Annotated in this window: 14 protein-coding genes and 1 pseudogene; 11 read left to right on the plus strand and 4 right to left on the minus strand. The window is 62.1% G+C overall.

Annotated features, from left to right (window positions below; genetic code table 11):
* Positions 1–71 precede the first annotated feature (71 nt).
* The 5 genes and pseudogenes from AC07X9_RS20950 to AC07X9_RS20970 form a co-directional block, all read left to right on the plus strand.
* Positions 72–1184 (plus strand): acyl-CoA dehydrogenase, encoded by a 1113-nt coding sequence (locus AC07X9_RS20950; RefSeq protein WP_017183739.1) that lies wholly within the window; start codon positions 72–74, stop codon positions 1182–1184.
* 2 nt (positions 1185–1186) lie between these two features.
* Positions 1187–2365, plus strand: coding sequence for a CaiB/BaiF CoA transferase family protein (locus AC07X9_RS20955; protein ID WP_017183738.1), 1179 nt, complete (start codon positions 1187–1189; stop codon positions 2363–2365).
* A gap of 1 nt (position 2366) precedes the next feature.
* Positions 2367–3761 (plus strand): aminotransferase family protein, encoded by a 1395-nt coding sequence (locus tag AC07X9_RS20960; RefSeq protein ID WP_140159648.1) that lies wholly within the window; start codon positions 2367–2369, stop codon positions 3759–3761.
* Positions 3762–3798: 37 nt separating this feature from the next.
* Positions 3799–4320, plus strand: coding sequence for a serine hydrolase (locus AC07X9_RS20965; protein WP_254908170.1), 522 nt, complete (start codon positions 3799–3801; stop codon positions 4318–4320).
* A gap of 44 nt (positions 4321–4364) precedes the next feature.
* Positions 4365–4904: pseudogene (locus AC07X9_RS20970) on the plus strand (serine hydrolase domain-containing protein); the annotation flags it as partial.
* A 218-nt stretch (positions 4905–5122) separates the two neighbouring features.
* Here AC07X9_RS20970 and AC07X9_RS20975 read toward each other — a convergent pair.
* The 3 genes from AC07X9_RS20975 to istA form a co-directional block, all read right to left on the minus strand.
* Entirely contained in the window at positions 5123–5683 is a 561-nt protein-coding gene (locus AC07X9_RS20975; protein ID WP_081490946.1) for a zinc/iron-chelating domain-containing protein, read from the minus strand.
* Positions 5684–6049: 366 nt separating this feature from the next.
* Positions 6050–6778, minus strand: a complete 729-nt coding sequence (istB, locus tag AC07X9_RS20980) for an IS21-like element helper ATPase IstB (protein ID WP_031304487.1) — start codon at positions 6776–6778, stop codon at positions 6050–6052.
* A complete protein-coding gene (gene istA, locus AC07X9_RS20985; RefSeq protein WP_021238707.1) occupies positions 6765–8279 on the minus strand; it encodes an IS21 family transposase in 1515 nt (504 codons plus the stop codon). Before istA ends, istB begins: the two co-directional genes overlap by 14 nt.
* A gap of 118 nt (positions 8280–8397) precedes the next feature.
* On the opposite strand from istA, the gene AC07X9_RS20990 reads away from it, so the two are divergent.
* Positions 8398–8676 (plus strand): glutathione S-transferase C-terminal domain-containing protein, encoded by a 279-nt coding sequence (locus AC07X9_RS20990; RefSeq protein WP_017181607.1) that lies wholly within the window; start codon positions 8398–8400, stop codon positions 8674–8676.
* Positions 8677–8733: 57 nt separating this feature from the next.
* Here the strand turns inward: AC07X9_RS20990 and AC07X9_RS20995 are convergent, their stop codons facing one another.
* Positions 8734–12186: an indolepyruvate ferredoxin oxidoreductase family protein gene (locus AC07X9_RS20995; protein WP_086486377.1), complete on the minus strand. Its 3453-nt coding sequence runs from the start codon at positions 12184–12186 to the stop codon at positions 8734–8736.
* Positions 12187–12322: 136 nt separating this feature from the next.
* Here AC07X9_RS20995 and AC07X9_RS21000 point away from each other — a divergent pair, with 136 nt between their 5' ends.
* The 5 genes from AC07X9_RS21000 (at position 12323) to AC07X9_RS21020 (ending at position 18802) form a co-directional block, all read left to right on the plus strand.
* Positions 12323–13009 (plus strand): Crp/Fnr family transcriptional regulator, encoded by a 687-nt coding sequence (locus AC07X9_RS21000; RefSeq protein ID WP_167383169.1) that lies wholly within the window; start codon positions 12323–12325, stop codon positions 13007–13009.
* A 351-nt stretch (positions 13010–13360) separates the two neighbouring features.
* The gene (gene nhaA, locus AC07X9_RS21005; protein ID WP_086486376.1) at positions 13361–14554 is read left to right on the plus strand and encodes a Na+/H+ antiporter NhaA; all 1194 of its coding nucleotides are present in this window, start codon (positions 13361–13363) and stop codon (positions 14552–14554) included.
* Complete coding sequence (locus tag AC07X9_RS21010; protein WP_017181611.1) at positions 14551–16122, plus strand: DUF389 domain-containing protein; 1572 nt, start codon at positions 14551–14553, stop codon at positions 16120–16122. The genes nhaA and AC07X9_RS21010 overlap by 4 nt, the downstream gene beginning before the upstream one ends.
* Complete coding sequence (locus tag AC07X9_RS21015) at positions 16119–17396, plus strand: cation:proton antiporter (RefSeq protein WP_017181612.1); 1278 nt, start codon at positions 16119–16121, stop codon at positions 17394–17396. Before AC07X9_RS21010 ends, AC07X9_RS21015 begins: the two co-directional genes overlap by 4 nt.
* Complete coding sequence (locus AC07X9_RS21020; RefSeq protein ID WP_017181613.1) at positions 17393–18802, plus strand: DUF2254 domain-containing protein; 1410 nt, start codon at positions 17393–17395, stop codon at positions 18800–18802. Before AC07X9_RS21015 ends, AC07X9_RS21020 begins: the two co-directional genes overlap by 4 nt.
* Positions 18803–18844 lie beyond the last annotated feature (42 nt).

Below are 18844 nucleotides of genomic sequence, written 5' to 3' on the forward strand. Positions count from 1 at the left end.
ACGGACAACTTGCCCCATTTTCATGGGAAGATCCGTTCTTGCTGGAAGACCAGTTGCGAGAGGATGAGCGGATGATCCGCGATGCGGCCCGCGCCTATGCGCAGGACCGGCTGCAATCGCGCATCATTGCATCCTATCGTGAAGAAACCACCGATCCCGCCATTTTCCGCGAAATGGGCGAGCAGGGCTTGCTTGGCGTCACCATTCCGGAGGCTTATGGTGGCCTGGGCGGATCTTATGTCGCCTATGGCCTGGTCGCGCGCGAAGTCGAGCGTGTTGATTCCGGCTACCGTTCGATGATGAGCGTGCAGTCCTCGCTCGTTATGTATCCGATCTACGCCTATGGCAGCGAGGCGCAGCGCCAGCGTTACCTTCCCGGCCTTGCCCGCGGCGAACTGATCGGCTGCTTTGGCCTGACCGAAGCTGACGCCGGTTCCGACCCGTCGGGCATGAAGACCCGCGCGGTCAGGACACCGTCGGGCTATCGCCTGTCGGGGTCGAAGATGTGGATTTCCAACGCGCCGATCGCTGACGTTTTCGTCATCTGGGCTAAGTCCGATGCCCACGATGGCAAGATCCGCGGCTTCATTCTTGAAAAGGGCGCCAAAGGCCTTTCCGCTCCGAAAATCGAAGGCAAGCTCTCGCTGCGCGCCTCGATCACCGGCGAGATTGTGCTCGACAATGTGGAAGTCGATGAGGATGCGCTGCTTCCTGACATCGAAGGGCTGAAGGGCCCGTTCGGCTGCCTCAATCGCGCCCGCTACGGGATCGCGTGGGGGGCAATGGGGGCTGCCGAATTCTGCCTGCATCAGGCGCGGCGTTACGGCCTCGACCGTCGCCAGTTCGGGCGACCTTTGGCGCAAACCCAGCTTTTCCAGAAGAAGCTGGCCGACATGCTGACCGAAATCGGCCTTGGGCTTCAAGCAGCGCTGCGTGCCGGCCGCATGCTGGATGAAAACACCGCCGGCGCTGATCTAATCTCGCTGATCAAGCGCAACAATTGCGGCAAGGCTTTGGACATTGCCCGGCTGGCCCGCGACATGCACGGCGGCAATGGCATCAGCGAGGCGTATCAGGTGATGCGCCACGCGCAGAATCTGGAAACCGTGAACACTTACGAAGGCACGCACGACATTCATGCGCTTATCCTGGGTCGAGCGATCACCGGGCTGGCGGCATTCTAGGCATGTCGGGCGGTCCCTTGCCCCTAGCTGGCGTCAAAGTCGTTGAGCTCGCCCGCATCCTGGCGGGGCCGTGGGCTGGCCAGACGCTAGCGGATCTGGGTGCAGAAGTGATCAAGGTCGAAAGCCCGCAAGGGGACGACACGCGTAAGTGGGGACCGCCTTTTGTCGAGAATGAGGAGGGGCAGGTTGACGCTGCCTATTTTCATGCCTGCAACCGGGGCAAACAAAGCGTTCTGGCCGATTTCAACAAGCCGGATGACCTCGCCTTCGTAAAGTGCCTGATCGCCGATGCCGACATTGTGATCGAGAATTTCAAGGTGGGCGGGCTGGTCCGCTTCGGTCTTGATTACCAGACGCTGGCAAAGGACCATCCCGCTCTGGTCTATTGCTCCATCACCGGGTTCGGGCAGACCGGCCCTTATGCCGCCCGCGCCGGATATGACGTCATCGTGCAGGGCATGAGCGGCATGATGGACCTGACCGGCGATCCTGATGGTCCGCCGCAGAAGATCGGCGTCGCACTGGCCGACTTAATCTCCGGGCTCTACGCGGTGATCGGTATCCAGTCCGCTCTGTCGCTGCGTGAGCGCACCGGGAAGGGCCAGCATATCGATATCGCCCTGCTCGATTCGATGGTGGGCGTGCTGGCCAACCAGGCGCAGAACCTTTTCGTCAGTGGGGTCGCGCCCCGACGCATGGGCAATGCCCATCCCAATCTGGCACCCTACCAGCCTTTCCCTGTTGCCGACGGCCACTTCATTCTGGCGGTCGGCAATGACGGCCAGTTTGCCCGCCTGTGCGAGATTGTCGACCGCGCCGAACTGGCATCCGATCCTGATTTTGCCACAAACCCGGCGCGTGTCGCCAATCGCGACAGGCTGATAGCTGAACTGGAAACAGCGTTTTCGGGCCGGACGAAGCAGGATATTCTCGCGGCTTGTGAAGCAGCTGGCATTCCCGCTGGCCCGATCAATGCGCTCGACGATGTTTTCGATGATCCGCAGGTGCTGGCCAGGGGCCTGCGGATCGACCTTCCGGGCGGAACGAGCGGCGTCCGCACGCCCATTCGCTTCAGTGACGCAGCGCTGCAATTGAATGTCCCTGCGCCGGCGCTGGGACAACATGACGAAACGGTCCGATGCAAGACCAAAACCCGCCCTATTTCCCCCTATGGAGCATAGCATGAACGCCTCTCTCGCCATGAAGGACCAGCGCAGCCTGTTTCACGCGGTCACCTCGATCGCCGACAATGCGAGCGCTGGCCCGTTCGTCCTCACCAAGGGCAAGGGCAGCATCGTCACCGACGAGCATGGCCGCGACTATATCGACATGGGCGCTGGCCTGTGGTGCGTGAACATTGGCTATGGTCGCAGCGAAGTGGCCGACGCGATTGCCGAAGCGACCCGCAGCCTGAACTTCCAGCATCTGTTCGGTGGCGCGGCATCAGTGCCAGCCATCGAACTGGCCGACAGGTTGCTGACCCTGTTCCGTACGCGCGCCAAAGCGCCGGAAATGGCGCGCGTGTTTTTTGGTTCGTCGGGATCGGACGCCAATGACACGGCTTACAAGCTGGTCCTCTATTACCATAATCTTATCGGCAAGCCGCTGAAGAAGAAGGTCATTTCACGTCAAGGCGCGTATCATGGCCTGACCTATGCCGCCGGCAGCCTGACCGGCATCGACGCATATCACAAGGCGTTCGACATGCCTGCGCCTGGCGTGCTCCATGTGGAGGCACCGCATCATTATCGCGGCGCGCGCCCAGGCGAGAGCGAGGCGGACTTTTCTGCTCGGTTGGTCGCCGACTTGCGTGCGACGATCGAACGCGAAGGGCCAGACACGATCGCGGCATTCTGGGCGGAACCGGTGATGGGCACGGGCGGCGTGATCCCTCCGCCGACCGGCTATTTCGAGGGTGTTCAGAAGCTGCTGGCCGAGCATGAGATATTGTTCGTGGCTGACGAAGTGATCACTGGCTTCGGGCGGACCGGCAGCTGGTTCGGGACTGGGCACTATGGCCTCAAGCCAGATATCGTCAATCTCGCCAAGGGGATCACCAGCGCCTACCTGCCACTGTCCGCGACGATCATCAGCAACCGGATCTGGGACGTACTGGAACACACATCCGCTACGGCTGGTGCGTTCATGCACGGCTTCACTTACTCCGGCCATCCGGTCTGCTGCGCCGCTGCGCTGGCCGTGCTCGACATCATGGAGAGCGAGGACGTGGTCAGCCCGGTCGCGGCAAAAGGCGAGCGACTGCTGGCGGGGCTGAGGAGCCGGTTGAAGGACCATCCTTTCGTCGGTGACATCCGCGGTGTAGGCTTGATGGCTGGTGTCGAATATATGGCCGATCCAGCTGCGAAAAGAGACTTTGCGGGCATGGCTGGCCACAAGATCGTGGCGGGCCATGCGCGGACCGAGGGTATCCTGACCAGGGCATTGCCGTGGATGCCGGTGACGGCATTCTCGCCGCCCCTGATCATCAGCGATGCCGAATTGGACGAGGCATTGGACCGCTATGTCGCCGCGGCGGAGCGGGCCATTCCGGCCTTGGAAGCAATGGCTTCGGCCTGACCGCAAGGATGCGGCATCGTTTGAAGGAGAGCATGCAATGACATTTGGATTTCGCTTGGAGGTGGCGGTCCTGCTCGGCCTGCTGGTCGCACCTGCCACGGTCCACGCGCAGCAGGAATTGCCTGTTCCATTGCAGGCCGGCGCGAAATCGGATGTGCCAGTGGCGACGCAGATCATGCGTTGGCACATGAACGATGGCGACGTGAACAGTTTTGCCTTTCGCAATATGGATCAACTGTTCACCACGCGGACGGTGGCCCACTCGGGCGCGCCATGGAGGTTCCCGAAGGTCGAGCGGCCAATGGACTTCACATATTCGTTCGGCGGTACGACATATTCGGCCGAGCAAGCGCTGGAGCGGACCTATACCAACGCACTGCTGGTCCTGAAGGACGGACGGATCGTCTCGGAAATATATCGCAACGGTTCGAACGAGCACACCCGTTTCATGGGGTGGTCGATGACAAAGTCGATCACGTCGATACTGGTAGGCGCGGCGCTGGAGGACGGTTTGATCTCGTCGATTGATGACGACATCACCCGATACCTGCCTGATTGAAGGGGGGCGGTTATGAAGGCGTGACCATTCGCCAGATCCTCCAGATGCGCTCTGGCGTGGATTATGAAGAGAGCTATGACTTCGCCAAGCCAGGTATCGCGGCGAGCAACCACATCAACGCGCTGGTGAAAAATGTGGTACGCTTTGCCGATGTTGCACGCACCATCAGGCGCAGATCGAAGCCAGGGGAGGTCTTCGCCTACAAAACCATCGATACCGCTGTGCTCGGCTGGCTGATCGAACGGGTAAGCCGGGGGTCGGTGGCCGCCTACACAGCCCGAAAGCTATGGGAGCCGCTGGGAGCGGAGGCGGACGGCTTCTATATCATGGACGGTCAGCCGGGCACGGGCCGCGAGTTCAGTGGTGCAGGCTTCAACGCCACCTTGCGCGATTGGGGGCGTTTTGGGCAGATGATGCTCGATGGCGGCATGGCCAATGGCAAGCACGTCGTCAGCGAGCAGTGGGTCAAGGCGGGGCAGACGCCGGCTGGCGAGCGGGAAGGGCCTGAAGGCGGCTATGGCTATCAGTGGTGGACCATGGCCAATTCGCCTGCTTACTCGGCGATTGGTTTGCAGGGCCAATATGTCTATATTGATCCTGCCAGCCGCACGGTTGTGGTCAAGCTCAGCTATTTTCCACCGACCGGTGGCCAAGTAATGCAGGAAACGCTGGCTTTCCTTGCGGCAGCGTCCGCGTGGCAGCCTGCAAAATTACGCTGCGCTGAAAGCGGCCGCTGTTTGATGGCGGGGAGTGCCCCCCTCAATCTCTTGTGCTGGCTTTCCGTCGCAATGCCGCCCTTTCGCTATGCCTTGGTAGCGAACACTGCATATCGCTCTCGCCAGGCCGCCACCTCGTCTTTCAAATGTGCAGGCGCTGCGGCGCCTGATATGACGAGGGTGGCGACATCATTTTCGGGGTGCATCAGCATCTTCTTGGCGCCGTCAGTAAACCAGACAGGCACCAACCGATCGCAAAGCCTGTCTAGAATGGATCGGGCTATGCCATTTTCTATGGCATCGCTGCCAGGCAGCAGGCGAACCAATATGGACACGCCTTCGAAACAATTTCGAGGTTGGCGGACGAAATCGAGCGACACCAAGATGCCGGACAGGTCGGGACGGGCTTCGTCCGGCATGTCGGCGATCCTGCGCCAAGCACAAAACCAGGTCCGGCAAATATGCGGACGCACGGCATGAATACTGCATCCTTGAGCGGTGAGTTGAGGACAGCTTTTGCCAGCCGGCTTCTGGAAATCGGACGTATCGACAGTCAAAACGGTGCAGCAGATCGTGCAATCGCCGCAATCCCGGTTTGAGAGGACGGGGCCGAGGAGAGTAGTTTCCAGATCTTTCTCTATGTCCATGGGCGCTGGGTGCCGCGGCTCTGCCTGGAATGCAAGCGAGATCAGGCACGCAAGGTCCGGGGAAAAGTCCAACAGCGAATGGCAGCAGAGTGCGCCAACGCACAAGTCTTGTGCCAAAACCATCCCAACCGCCAATTCAACCTGTCAACCGGGCGAGGAGCCCGCCTGAACGGTCACGGACTATGATATGTCAAACGGCGTTCAAAAGGGACCCCCGATCGGCGTCGAAGAGGGACCCCCTTTTCAGATAATATGATGCTGGTTTGTTGAAGATGGCCTTGCGCTGCGTGCGGCGGAGGGCGGGCGTAGCCCGACCGGAGGCGCGCGCAGCGCAAGATAGATTTTTGAAGGCGCCGAAGGTGGCTGTCAGCTGCGGTTTTTGAAGCGCCAGCTGTCGTTGCCCGTCTCGACGATATCGCAGTGGTGGGTGACGCGGTCGAGCAGCGCCGTGGTCATCTTGGGATCGCCGAACACGGTCGGCCATTCGCCGAAGGCGAGGTTCGTGGTGATGATGACGCTGGTCCGCTCATAAAGCTTGCTGATGAGGTGGAACAGCAACTGCCCTCCCGAGCGGGCGAACGGCAGATAACCGAGCTCGTCGAGAACGATCAGGTCGAGCCGCGACAGCTGCGCCGCCAGGGTCCCGCCTTTGCCGATCCGGGTCTCCTCTTCGAGGCGTGTCACCAGATCGACGGTGTTGAAGTAGCGGGCGCGAGCGCCCCTTCGCACGACATTGGCGGTGATCGCGATGGCGAGGTGGGTCTTGCCTGTCCCCGTGCCGCCGACCAGCACGATATTGCGGCGAGGCGGGAGGAAGGAGCCATCGTGAAGGGAGCGGATCATCTCCTCATTGATCGGTGTGCCCTCGAAGCTGAACCGCTCCAGGTCCTTCACCACGGGCAGCCTCGCAGCCGTCATCCGATAGCGGATGGAGGCTGCATCCCGGTGGGTCGCCTCAGCACGGAGCAGGTCGGTCAGTATCTCCATGGTGGTGCGCTTGCGCTGGAGGCCGGTGGTGACCGCCTCGTCGAACGCCGCCGCCATGCCCTTGAGTCCGAGGCCGCGCATCGTGTCGATCATATCATGCCGCTGCATCATAGCCTCGCAGCAGATCATAGCGGGCACAGTCGGCGAGCGGAGGATGCTGCAGCATCCGGTCTTCCGAAGTGACGATGCTGTGGGGTGTCGCCGGCTCGCGGCGCCGGGAGAGGATGTTGAGGATCAGCTCGTCGCTGGCCGTTCCGTTCGCCAACGCTTCGCGCACGGCAGCCTCTACCGGCTCCAGGCCATCGGTGAGCACCGCCGAGAGGACCCGCACGAACCTGCGATCGGCCTCGTCCCCGGTGCCGAGCCTTCGCCGTAATCGGTGCAGGGCGGGCGGCAGATCCCAGTCCTGGAACGGTGCGCCGTTACGCAGCGCGCCGGGCTTGTGCGCGAGGACCGGCAGATAATGCCAGGGATCGTATATCGTGCGGTTCCGACCGAAGTGGCGCTCATGCTCCCCGACGATCGCATCGCCGCAGCGTATGACGATGCGATCGGCATAGGAGCGCACCTGAACGGTCCGGCGTGCGGCCGTCGACATGACCGAGTAGCGGTTGCGATCGAAGCTGATGAGGCAGGTGCCGGTGACGGCATGCTCGCTCTCATGGAAGCCGTCGAACGGTGCCAGGATCGGCTGCAGGGCCGGTCGCTCCATATCCAGCGCCTCGGCGACGGTAATATCCCCGCGTTCGGGATGGGCATGATGCTCGGCCCAGCGCCGGCACTCGGCCTCCAGCCACCCGTTGAGCTCGGCCAGGCTGGCGAACCGGAGCCGCGGCTGGAAGAAGCGGCCTCGGATTGTCTGGACCTGCTGCTCGACCTGGCCCTTCTCCCATCCCGCCGCCGGCGAGCAGGCGGTCGGCTCGACCATGTAATGATCGGTCATGATCAGGAAGCGGCGGTTGAACACACGCTCCTTGCCGGTGAACACGGCCGTCACCGCCGTCTTCATATTATCGTAGATACCGCGTCGCGGCACACCGCCGAAGAACGCGAACGCCCGGGCATGGGCATCGAACAGCATCTCCTGGCCCTCGCGCGGATAGGCCCGGACATAGGGTGCGCGCGAGTCGCAGAGACGCATATGCGCCACCTTCACCCGCATCGGCTTGCCGGCGATCTCCACATCCTCGTGGCTCCAGTCGAACTGGTAGGCCTCACCCGGCTGGAAGGTCATCGGGATGAACGCCGGTGCGCCTTCGCCAGCATCCTTCCGCCGCGCAGCACGCCAGCGCGCCGCATAGCGGCGCACCGCATCATAGGATCCATCGAACCCCTCGCGCACCAGCAGGTCATGGATACGCGTCATCCGTAGCCGATCGCGGCGGCCGCGACCTTCGTTCTCCTCAAGCAGCGCATCGAGACGATCCTGATAAGGACCGATCCGCGGCAGCGGCTGGACTTTGCGCTGATAGTTGAACGCCGCCTCCGGCGACCGGATCGCTTTGCGGACGACCTTCCGCGACAAACGAAGGTCACGAGCGATCGCCTTGATCGCCTTACCCGCTGCATGCTCACGCCGAATCCGAACCACTGTCTCCACGATCAACATCCCGTTCTCGCCAACTGATCAAAACCAGTCGGCCGACTAAATCCCCGGGATGAAGGGGTCCTTTTTGCACGCCGATCACCCCACGAAGGGGGTGCCTATTGCACGCTGATCCTCAGCGTTGCAGCAAGAAGCCGAACGGAGCCTGGTTACCGATTTCCTCTTGGGCGACTATAGCCTCGCCGACGCAGCATTGACGCCGTTTCTTGCGCGAATGGAATTGCTGGGACTGCTGCTCCCTGAGGCAGAAGGGCCCCGCCTGCATCAATGGTGGAAGCGGGTTCAGAACCGTCCGTCTTTCGAGATTGCCGTCACCGCCGCTGCACCCGAAAATGCCGATCAGATCCGGCAACTCGCCGCCGCGGCGCAGGAGCAGATCGCAAGTCGCTACGCAAGGTGACGACTTCGGGGGCGTCGGGGCGGAGGTCTTGTTCCGCTGGTGTCCAACGTCAATAGCTCAGGGCCAGCTGCTCGCGGCACCATTGCGGGACGCAAACCGCGCTTCAGCAGCAGCGATCCGCTCTGCATAGGCTTCCATCGCGGTCTCCTTGATCGGCCCATAGCCACGCACGGCGTCAATTTCGTCCAGCAGTGCAGCCGCTTCCGGCAGATTTGCATCGCTCAGCCCATCGAGCGTGCGCTCCGCTAGTTGCTCATAGTCGCCAATGAGCTTGCGCTCCGCACGGCGCTCCGCTGTCATGCCGAAAGGGTCGCACATCGTTCCGCGCAGGAATTTCAGGCCTTTCAGGAAACGCAATGCGGGCAGCATCAACCATGCGGGAAATTCGCGCTTGGCCGGCCGCCCATCGCGCCCGCGTCCGCCCAGAAAGGGAGGCGCCAGATTGAAGCTCAGGCGCGCGCCTTCGGCGAAACTCTCGCGCAAACGCGCGTGCAGCTTCGGATCGACCAGCATCCGCGCAACCTCATACTCATCCTTGATTGCCAGCAATTTGGCATAGTTGCGCGCAAAGATGGTCGTCAGAATAGTTGAATCGGGAACCGCCGCGCTTTCACGCGCCTGCACCGCCGAAACGCGTTCGCGGTAGCGCTGCGCAAGTGCTTCGTTCTGATAGGTGGCAAGGTGCGCGGAACGATGCGCCACGATCGCTTCCAATGTGTTGGGTACGGCATCCTCGACGTCTGGCCGAGGCATCATTGCCGTCACCCGACCGGGATTGGCGACCAAAAGGCGTCCTAGACGAAAGGCATTGTGATTGAGACGGACCGCGACGCCGTTCAGCGTGATCGCCTGTTCCATCGCCGCAACCGAAACCGGCAACAGGCCCGATTGCGCCGCCATGCCCACGACCATCAGATTGGCAGCAATGGTGTCGCCGGTCAGGCCAAGCGCGAGCGCCGTCGCATCGACCTGTTGCATGCGCTCCGCGCCGATCTTTTCGGCAAGATGCGCGACCAGCACTTCGCTTTGCGGAACAGCGTCGCGATCGAATTGAAACGCCACCGTCGGAACCACCGCTTCATTGGCAATGGCACGGCTTTTCGGCGACAGCGTCGATGCTGATTCGGGCGAAAGCGCCGCGACCAGATCGAAGGCGAGCAGCAGGTCGGCCTCTCCGCTCCCCAGCCGCTGCGTATGCAGATCGTCCGGTGTGTCTGCGATGCGGATGTGGCTGAACACCGCACCGTTTTTCTGAGCCAGTCCCGTCATGTCGAACAGGGATGCTGCGCGTCCGTCGATATGCGCCGCCATGCCGATCAGGGCACCCACGGTGATGACGCCCGTGCCGCCGATGCCTGCAACCATGATGTTGTATTTGCCCGGCACCACCTTGGGCGTTTCAAGTGAATCGAACAGCGCGTCCGTCAGTGTGACACCGCTCGGCGTTCGCGGCTCGGCATCGCGGATGGTGATGAACGACGGGCAAAATCCGTCGGCGCAGCTATAATCCTTATTGCAGCTCGACTGGTCGATCGCGCGCTTGCGGCCAAACGGGGTTTCCCGCGGCAGGATACTGACGCAGCTCGATTGGACCGAACAATCGCCGCAGCCTTCGCAAACATCTTCGGCGATGAACATCCGCTTGGGCGGATTAGGGAAATTGCCGTGCTTGCGACGGCGTCGCTTCTCTGCCGCGCACGTCTGCTCATAGATCAGCACCGTGCAGCCCGGCGTTTCGCGCAGCATCCGCTGTACGCTGTCCAGCTCGTCGCGATGCTCGATGGTTACCACCTTCGGCATGGTCCGGTCGCGACGATGGTGATCGGGATTGTCGCTCAGGACGACCACCTTGCCGACACCTTCGTGCAGAAGCTGCTGTGCGATTTCCGAAACCGATAAAGGGCCATCGACAGGCTGGCCACCCGTCATGGCAACGGCATCGTTGTAGAGGATCTTGTAGGTAATGTTGACGCCGGAGGCGACCGCTGCCCGGATCGCTAGCAATCCGGAATGATAATAGGTGCCGTCGCCCATATTCTGAAAAATGTGCGGGGTGTCGGTGAAGGGCGCCAGCCCCATCCAGTTGGCGCCCTCGCCCCCCATCTGAGTCCGCAGCATCGCCTTGTCGGGGGTGACGAAGTTGACCATCGTGTGGCACCCGATGCCGGTCATCGAAACGCTGCCGTCAGGGATTAGTGTCGAGCGGTTGTGCGGACAGCCCGAGCAGAAAAACGGGCTCCGCTTCAGACTGGCTATATGGGCATTGTCGGGGCGGGCGGACGTAAGGTGCGCAATCGCCCGATCGATTGCCGCGTCGCGAATGCCGAGTTCGGCCAGCCTGCCCGCAATCAGCCGCGCGATATCGGCGGGATCGAGCTGAACGACGGACGACAGTAGTGCCCGTCCGCTTTCATCCTTTTTCCCAATCAGAAGCGGCGCATCGCGATCGTTGACGAGCGCCTCGGCGATCTGCACCTCGAGAAACGCCTTCTTCTCCTCGACCACCAGCAGCGTGTCGTGCCCGCTCGCGAATTCGGCGACACGCTCGCCGTCGAGCGGCCAGATGCACCCGACCTTGTACAGCGAGATGCCCATTGCCGCAGCGCGCACCGCGTCCAGGCCAAGCAGTTCCAGCGCCTGCATCACGTCGCCATGGCTCTTGCCGGTACTCACGATGGCAAGCCGCGGCGTCCCCGCACGAAAGACCGTTCGGTCGATCCGGTTGGCGCGAACGAACGGGATGACCAGCGGCAGTCGGTGCTCGACCACGATCTGTTCCGCGCGCAGCGGATTATAGGGTCGGATCGCAGCGTGCAGCCCTTCGGGCGGCCGCGATGCGATGGGTGGCAGCGCGGGCGCGAAATGTTCGAGGTCGATATCGATCGTAGCGGTCTGTTCGACCACTTCGTTGACGCACTTCACGGCAGTCCACAGACCCGAATGGCGCGAGAGCGCAAGCGCCAGCAATCCATAGTGCAGAATCTCGCTCACGTCGGCGGGATAGAAACAGGGGATCAGGCTCGCGGCAATAGCCTGTTCGCTTTGATGCGCGACGGTTGACGATTTGCCCCCATGATCGTCGCCATAGAACAGGACGACACCGCCTTTGGCATGAGCGCCCGCATAATTGCCATGCTTGAACGCATCGCCCGACCGATCGACCCCGGGACCCTTGCCATACCATGCGGCAAACACGCCATCATATCGAGCGCCGGGCAGCTGATCGATCTGTTGCGTGCCGGCGATGGCAGTCGCCGCTAGGTCTTCATTTACGCCAGGCTGAAACTTGATATGCGCCGCCTCAAGCCGCCTGGACGTCGACCATAGGGTCATGTCCACATTGCCCAGCGGCGATCCGCGATAGCCGCTGATATAGCCCGCCGTCTTCAATCCCGCCCGCGCATCGAGCGCGGCCTGCGTAAGCATCACGCGGGCCAGCGCCTGGGTGCCGTTCAGCATCACGCGCCCAGTGGTTACATTCCATTTGTCGTCTAGGGTGATTATGGTCATATCGGTCCCGTTTCTCGTCCGTGACCGTCTATCGGAAGCGCTGATGAAGCGCTGTCACCTGCATGACAGCGCAGATTGCTCTCCCCTGCCAACCGAAGGAGAAGGAGTGATGACTGAACGATATTCGGCATTCGATTTGCTGCAATGGCTTTCAAAGGACACCGCCGATGCGTTTCTGGCGGAAGGCAAAACGCGCCACTTTCCTGCACGCAGTTCGATCTATCTGCAGTCCGAAGAAGGCCGGGATATGTTCCGGCTTGTATCCGGGACGGTCAGACTGTCGCTGATCGGCGATGATGGCCGCGATCTTCTATACCAGTTGTTCAGCCCCGGCGATTGTTTCGGCACCAGCAGCGTCGTTGACGAAGAACCACGCCCCCATACCGCAGAAGCGTTTGACCACGTGACATTGCAGGTGTTCGACCGCGCGACGATAAACCGACTGCGGCAAGCGCATCCCGAACTGAACGATGCCCTGCTGAAGCTGCTGTCGCGGCATATGCGGCTGCTCAGCGACTATTTTGCGGCGGCTACGTTCGACGAAGTGTCGTCAAGGCTCGCCCAGCGCCTTCTCGACATTACGGAAACCTTCGGCGTTGCGCGCGACGATGGAATCGGTCTGTCCCGGCGGCTCTCGCAGTCCGAACTCGCGGCGATGGTTGGCACCGCCCGACAGACCGTAAACAAGGTGCTGCACGAGTTTCAGGAGTTAGGCATCATGTCGCTCCATCAGGGCTCCATGATATTCACCGACCTTGCCAAACTTCGCGAAATCGCACTGAAGGGCGCCCGGCTGCAACATTTCGCGGCGGTTTCATCCTGATACGGAACGTCACCGCGGATGCGTGCTTGGTCAAGATCACGTCCGTTGTCGGAAATGCAATGCCCTGACCTTCGTGCTCCATCACGTCCCGTCAAACATCAATCTCGGCAGCGTCAACACTCAAGGCGGAAGGGCTGAGAGAACGGCTGCTCACCCCTATGGTGCAGCGGCGCCATGACAGAAGCGCTTTGAGGACTAAGACCTTGGTCAGAAAATCCCGGAAGCGGTTGCGGTTGCCTCCCGCCGATGCGATGGAGGCGCCGGGTGTTCGTTTTCCATATGCAGGTGCGGGCAGGTATTCACGCTGGTCGGGCCGCCAGCGACCATTAGCCGTATTCGGACGATCATATCATGTACCACCCCCACGCGCACCCGAGCGCGATCCGGCGCTTTCTTGAAGCGCAGTCGTCCGCTGGAATCGTGCTGATGGGCGCTGCGGTCGCGGCACTGCTGATCGCCAACTCGCCCTTGGCGCAGGATTATGCTGCAATCCTCCATGCCAACGTCGGACCGCTTTCGCTGGAACATTGGATCAACGATGGTCTGATGACGATATTCTTCCTGCTGGTCGGGCTGGAGATCAAGCGAGAGATTCTGGATGGCCAGCTTTCCACATGGCCGCGGCGCGCCCTGCCAGGTGTGGCCGCGCTTGGCGGGATGATCGTTCCGGCGCTGATCTACCTTGGTTTTAATCGAGGTTCGACAGCAATCGGATGGGCGATCCCGGCGGCGACCGACATCGCATTTGCGCTGGGCGTCATCGCGCTTCTTGGAAGGCGGGTGCCGGGATCGCTGCGCATATTTCTGGCTGCGCTGGCGATCATTGATGATCTGGGTGCGGTGATCATCATCGCTGCTTTTTACACGTCTGGCCTTTCGCTGCCTTATCTTGCGGGCGCGATCCTCGCGATTTTTGTCCTGATCGGGTTTAACCGTTTCGGGGTTCGCCGCTTGTCGCCCTACCTGCTGGTTGGGCTGCTCCTCTGGCTACTGATATTGTGGTCGGGCCTGCACGCGACGCTGGCTGGCGTCATACTTGCCTTTGCCATACCGATGGAGCGCACCCCTGGCCGCTCCGACGCTGACTGCGACAGCCCCTTGCATCGTCTCGAGCGCGCGCTGCAAAAGCCCGTCGGCTTTATCGTTGTTCCGATTTTCGGCTTGGCGAATGCTGGCGTGCCGTTGCTCGGATTGCCATCCGGCGCGTTGATGGCGCCCGTCACATTCGGTGCCGCCGCCGGGCTGATATTCGGGAAGGCGATCGGCGTGTTTTGCTTTTCATCCTTGGCTGTCCGCATGGGGATAGCGGATTTTCCCGCCCATGCGAGCCGTATCCAGATGCTGGGCATAGCGCTTCTTTGCGGTATTGGCTTTACGATGAGCATCTTCATCACGCTTCTTGCGTTTCCCGACAGTCCATTGCTGCAAGCGCAGGCCAAGATCGGCATTTTGACGGGGTCGTTTGTCTCCGGGCTGATCGGCTTTGCCGTGCTGCATCGGGCGGGTAATGTGGCGCTACATGCATCGGGGGACATGGCGGAATGAGCATGGAAGGATTGACCGAACGCGCATATGTCGCGGGCAGGCGGGTGAATGCGGGGCTGGCCCGGCTGGCCCTGTATCGCTGGTGGCGGCGGCGCGTCGTCGGGACAATCGACCATCAGGCGGTCGTCGCCCGCATCATCGACGAAAGTGGATGGTCGCCCCGCTATGCTTTCATGACGATGATGTCCGCGGGCATTGCGGTGCTCGGCCTGCTGCTATCATCCCCGGCGGTTGTGATCGGCGCGATGCTGATCTCGCCATTGATGAGTCCAATTCTGGGCTTCGGATTCAGCCTCGCGCTGTTCGATTTCGCCGAGATGCGGCGATCGCTTTTGGCGCTTGCCATCGGCTCCTTCGCTGCCGTTGCCTTCACGGCGCTGATTGTGACAGCCTCGCCATTGCAGGCGCCCACGGCGGAGATTGTCGCGCGCACGCGCCCCAATCTCTTTGACCTTGGCGTCGCGCTGTTTGCCGCGCTGGCCGGCAGCTTCGCGATCATTCGCGGCCGGGGCGAGACGATCGTGGGCGTCGCCATCGCCACGGCGTTGATGCCGCCGCTCGCCGTAGTGGGCTATGGTCTTGCGACCTGGAACCTGCCGGTGCTGGGGGGCGCGCTTGCGCTATTTGTCACCAACTTCATTACCATCTCGCTCTCCGCAACGGTGATGGCGCGCTATTATGGCTTCGGGCATCATCTCTCCAGCCGCCAGAGTTGGGCGCAGACCGTGGTGCTGCTGCTCGTCTTTGCCGTCATGGCCGTGCCGCTCGGCCTGTCGCTCAACCGCATTGCCCGTGAGGCGCTGACGATATCCAGCGTTCGATCGTTGCTGAACGAACGCTTCGGCGGCGATGCGCGCGTGACCCAGTTGGAAGTGGCGTTCGACCGCAATCCCAATGTCGTCCGTGCGGTCGTCATCACGCCACGCAATCGGACCCAGAGAACCGCGGATCTGCAGCAGGCGATCGAGACGGCGCTTGGCTATCCGGTTCGGCTCGATATCGATCAGATCCTGCTCGAACCGGGCGCCGGCGCGCTCGACGCGCAGCGCGAGGAATTGCGGCAAGCGGGCGAACAGACAAATTTGGAGGCGCAGCGCATGGCCGCGCTGGCGCGGATGATCGCCCTGATCACCGGAGTTGCCAGCGATGATGTGACGATCGACCGCGATCACCGCCGCGCGACCGCAGCCGCCGTTCCGCTGCCGGGCGCGACCGTCGCCACCTATCGCACATTGGAGGAACGCGCCGCAGCCGAAACCGATGGCTGGCACGTTGCGATCGTACCGCCGCAAGGCCCGTTGCCGGAGATCGCCTTCGCCGATAATGTCGATACGCTCGATCCATCGGCGCGCGCTGCAGTGCTGACGTCCATCTGGGCGGCACAACGCTGGAACGTGCCGATGCTGGCTGTGCCCGGATTGCCGGTCGGCGAACCGCCAGCACGTCCCAACCTGACCCAACGCCGCGCCATGACCGTGGCCGCCCTGCTGGCGACGCAGGGCATCCGTGCCGCCCCCGCGCCGGGCGGGGGGCAACGCTTCAGCCTGTCTATCGGGGACGCACAATGATCGGCGGCCTCAGGCTGACGCCGTTTGACGCGGCAGCGATCCTCATCGTCCTGGCCGCCGCTCTTGGATATTTCAACTATCGCTATCTGAAGCTGCCCTCGTCGATCGGGTTGACCGTGATGGGTGCGATTGCTTCATTGCTCGTGGTCGGGATCGACCGAATTCTGCCCGGCGCGGACTTTGCGCGCGATGTCGTTCGGTTCATCGCCGGCATTGATTTCCACACCACGTTGATGGACGGGATGCTTTCCTTCCTGCTGTTCGCGGGCGCGCTCCACGTCGACTGGGGGGAGATGCGGCGCGGGCGCTGGCCGATCATTGTGTTGAGTACGATTGGTGTAGCCCTTTCCACCGCCCTTGTCGGTGGTGGCTTCCTGCTGCTCGCCCGCGCGATCGGGTTCGATTTGCCAGCGATCTGGTGCTTCGTGTTCGGGGCGCTCATCAGCCCGACCGATCCGGTGTCGGTGATGGGGGTACTCAAACGCGCGAACGTCTCGCCCACGCTGGAGGCGACTGTGGCCGGTGAGAGCCTGTTCAATGATGGTGTCGGCGTTGTGATCTTCACCATTCTCCTGGCGTCCGCCCTGTCTGGCGATGCATTCTCAATGGCCCATGCGGCAGAACTATTCGCGGTGGAGGCAGGCGGCGGCGTGCTGCTTGGACTGATTGTCGGGTGGCTGGCGTTCCGGATGATGCGTTCGATCGACGACTATAAGGTCGAGGTTTTGATCAGCCTTGCAGTCGTGATGGGCGGCTATGCGATTGCCCGGCCGCTGCATGCCAGCGGCCCGGTAGCGATGGCGGTGGCGGGGCTCATCATCGGCAATGCCGGGGTCGCGCATGCGATGAGCGAGACGACGCGCGATTATCTCCATAAATTCTGGGATCTGATCGACGATATATTGAACACTGTGCTGTTCCTGCTGATCGGGCTGGAGGTTGTGACGATCCCCGCTGATTTGCGGCTCCTCGTCCTCGGACTGGCTGCCATTCCTCTGGCGCTCGTAGCTCGCTCGCTGTCGGTGTTGCTGCCGCTTCGTGCGATCCGGCCAGGGCACCGATATGGCCGGGTTGTGCCGGTCACCCTGATCTGGGGCGGCTTGCGTGGCGGCATCTCAATTGCGCTGGCGCTCGGATTGCCCGATGGGCCTGCGCGTTCGGTGATCCTTGCCGCCACTTATGTCGTCGTCCTGTTCTCCGTCATTGTTCAGGGCGGCACGATCAAGCGGGTGCTGGAACGGCTCACTGCTGCCGATGCGAGGAACCAGTCATGAAGGCACGCCTGCTGCGACTGTCCAACGACCTGCGCGAAAGCTACTGGTTCGTGCCGACGATCATGGCCATCGCCGCTCTGCTGCTGGCGTCGGGAATGGTCTATGTCGACAGCCACGCTGGTTCGACCTGGATGGACGGGATGCCGTGGCTCTATGCCGCGCGTCCCGATGGTGCCCGCGCCCTGCTGTCCTCGATCGGCGGGTCGATGATCGGGGTGGCCGGCACCACCTTTTCGGTGACGATCGCCGCCGTTGTCTACGCCTCCGGCCAGTATGGCCCGCGCTTGCTCAGCAACTTCATGTCCGATCGCGGTAACCAGGTAACGCTGGGTACCTTTATCGCGACCTTCGTCTATTCGCTGACGGTGTTGCGCACGATACGATCGGCCGGGGAAAGCGGCGCGAGCGCACCCGCATTCGTGCCGCAACTGGCGCTGCTGGTGGCGTTGATCCTCGTCCTCTGTTCGATCGCGGTGCTGATCTTCTTCATTCACCATGTGCCGATGCGGATACATATCAACAATGTGATCGAACGCATTGGCGACCGATTGATTGAGGAGATAGACTCCCGCTTTCCGACTTATATAGGCGAAGCGCCCGGCGAGCGCCCGGACAATCCTTCTGTTCCCTCCGCCTTCCGCGAAGACGCGACCTCTGCCGAATATGAGCGCCGGACGCCTGTTCGATCGAAGAACATCGGCTATATCCAGTTGATCGACGAAGGCACGCTGCTCGCGGCCGCGCGTGAGCATGATCTGGTGATCCGCCTGCAATATCAGTCCGGCGACTTCGCGCATAATGGCAGCGTGCTGCTGGAAGCCTGGCCCGCCGAACGATGCGGTGAGGATGCGGTGAAGGCGTTGCGTGAAGCCTTCGCGGTCGGCGCGCGGCGCACGGCTCTCCAGGATCTGCGCTTCCTGATCGATGAACTGGTGGAGATTGCGGCGCGCGCCCTTTCGCCGGGGGTCAATGACCCGTTCACCGCGAACAGCTGCCTCGACTGGCTTGGCGCGGCGATGGCGGAACTGGCCCGACGCGACCTTCCATCGCACCTGCGCACTGACGAAGACCATGCGCTGCGGGTCATTGCCTATCCGGTGACGTTCGACGGCTTCATTGACCGCGCGTTCGGTGCACTTGCCCAATATGCCAGTGCGGACAGGATCGCGGGTAAGCGCTTCCTGGAGGCGCTCGGCGATGTCGCGCTTAGCTGCGACGATGCTGGGCGGATTGCCACGCTTGTTGACGAGGCGCGCGCGTTTCGGACGCTGGCGGAGGGGAAGCTGGACGGGGCGTGTCGCGACGTGGTTGTCGGTCGCGCCGACCTTCTGCTCCGGGCGTTGGCGGCTCCGGATTACAAACGCCGGCTACGGGACGATATTGGTTGGCTGGGCGGCTCCGCATGATTATCGCATTTGCCGGGCGGCTTTGCCTGACTTCCGCAGTGT

The sequence above is a fragment of the Sphingobium sp. GW456-12-10-14-TSB1 genome (genome assembly GCF_059424385.1).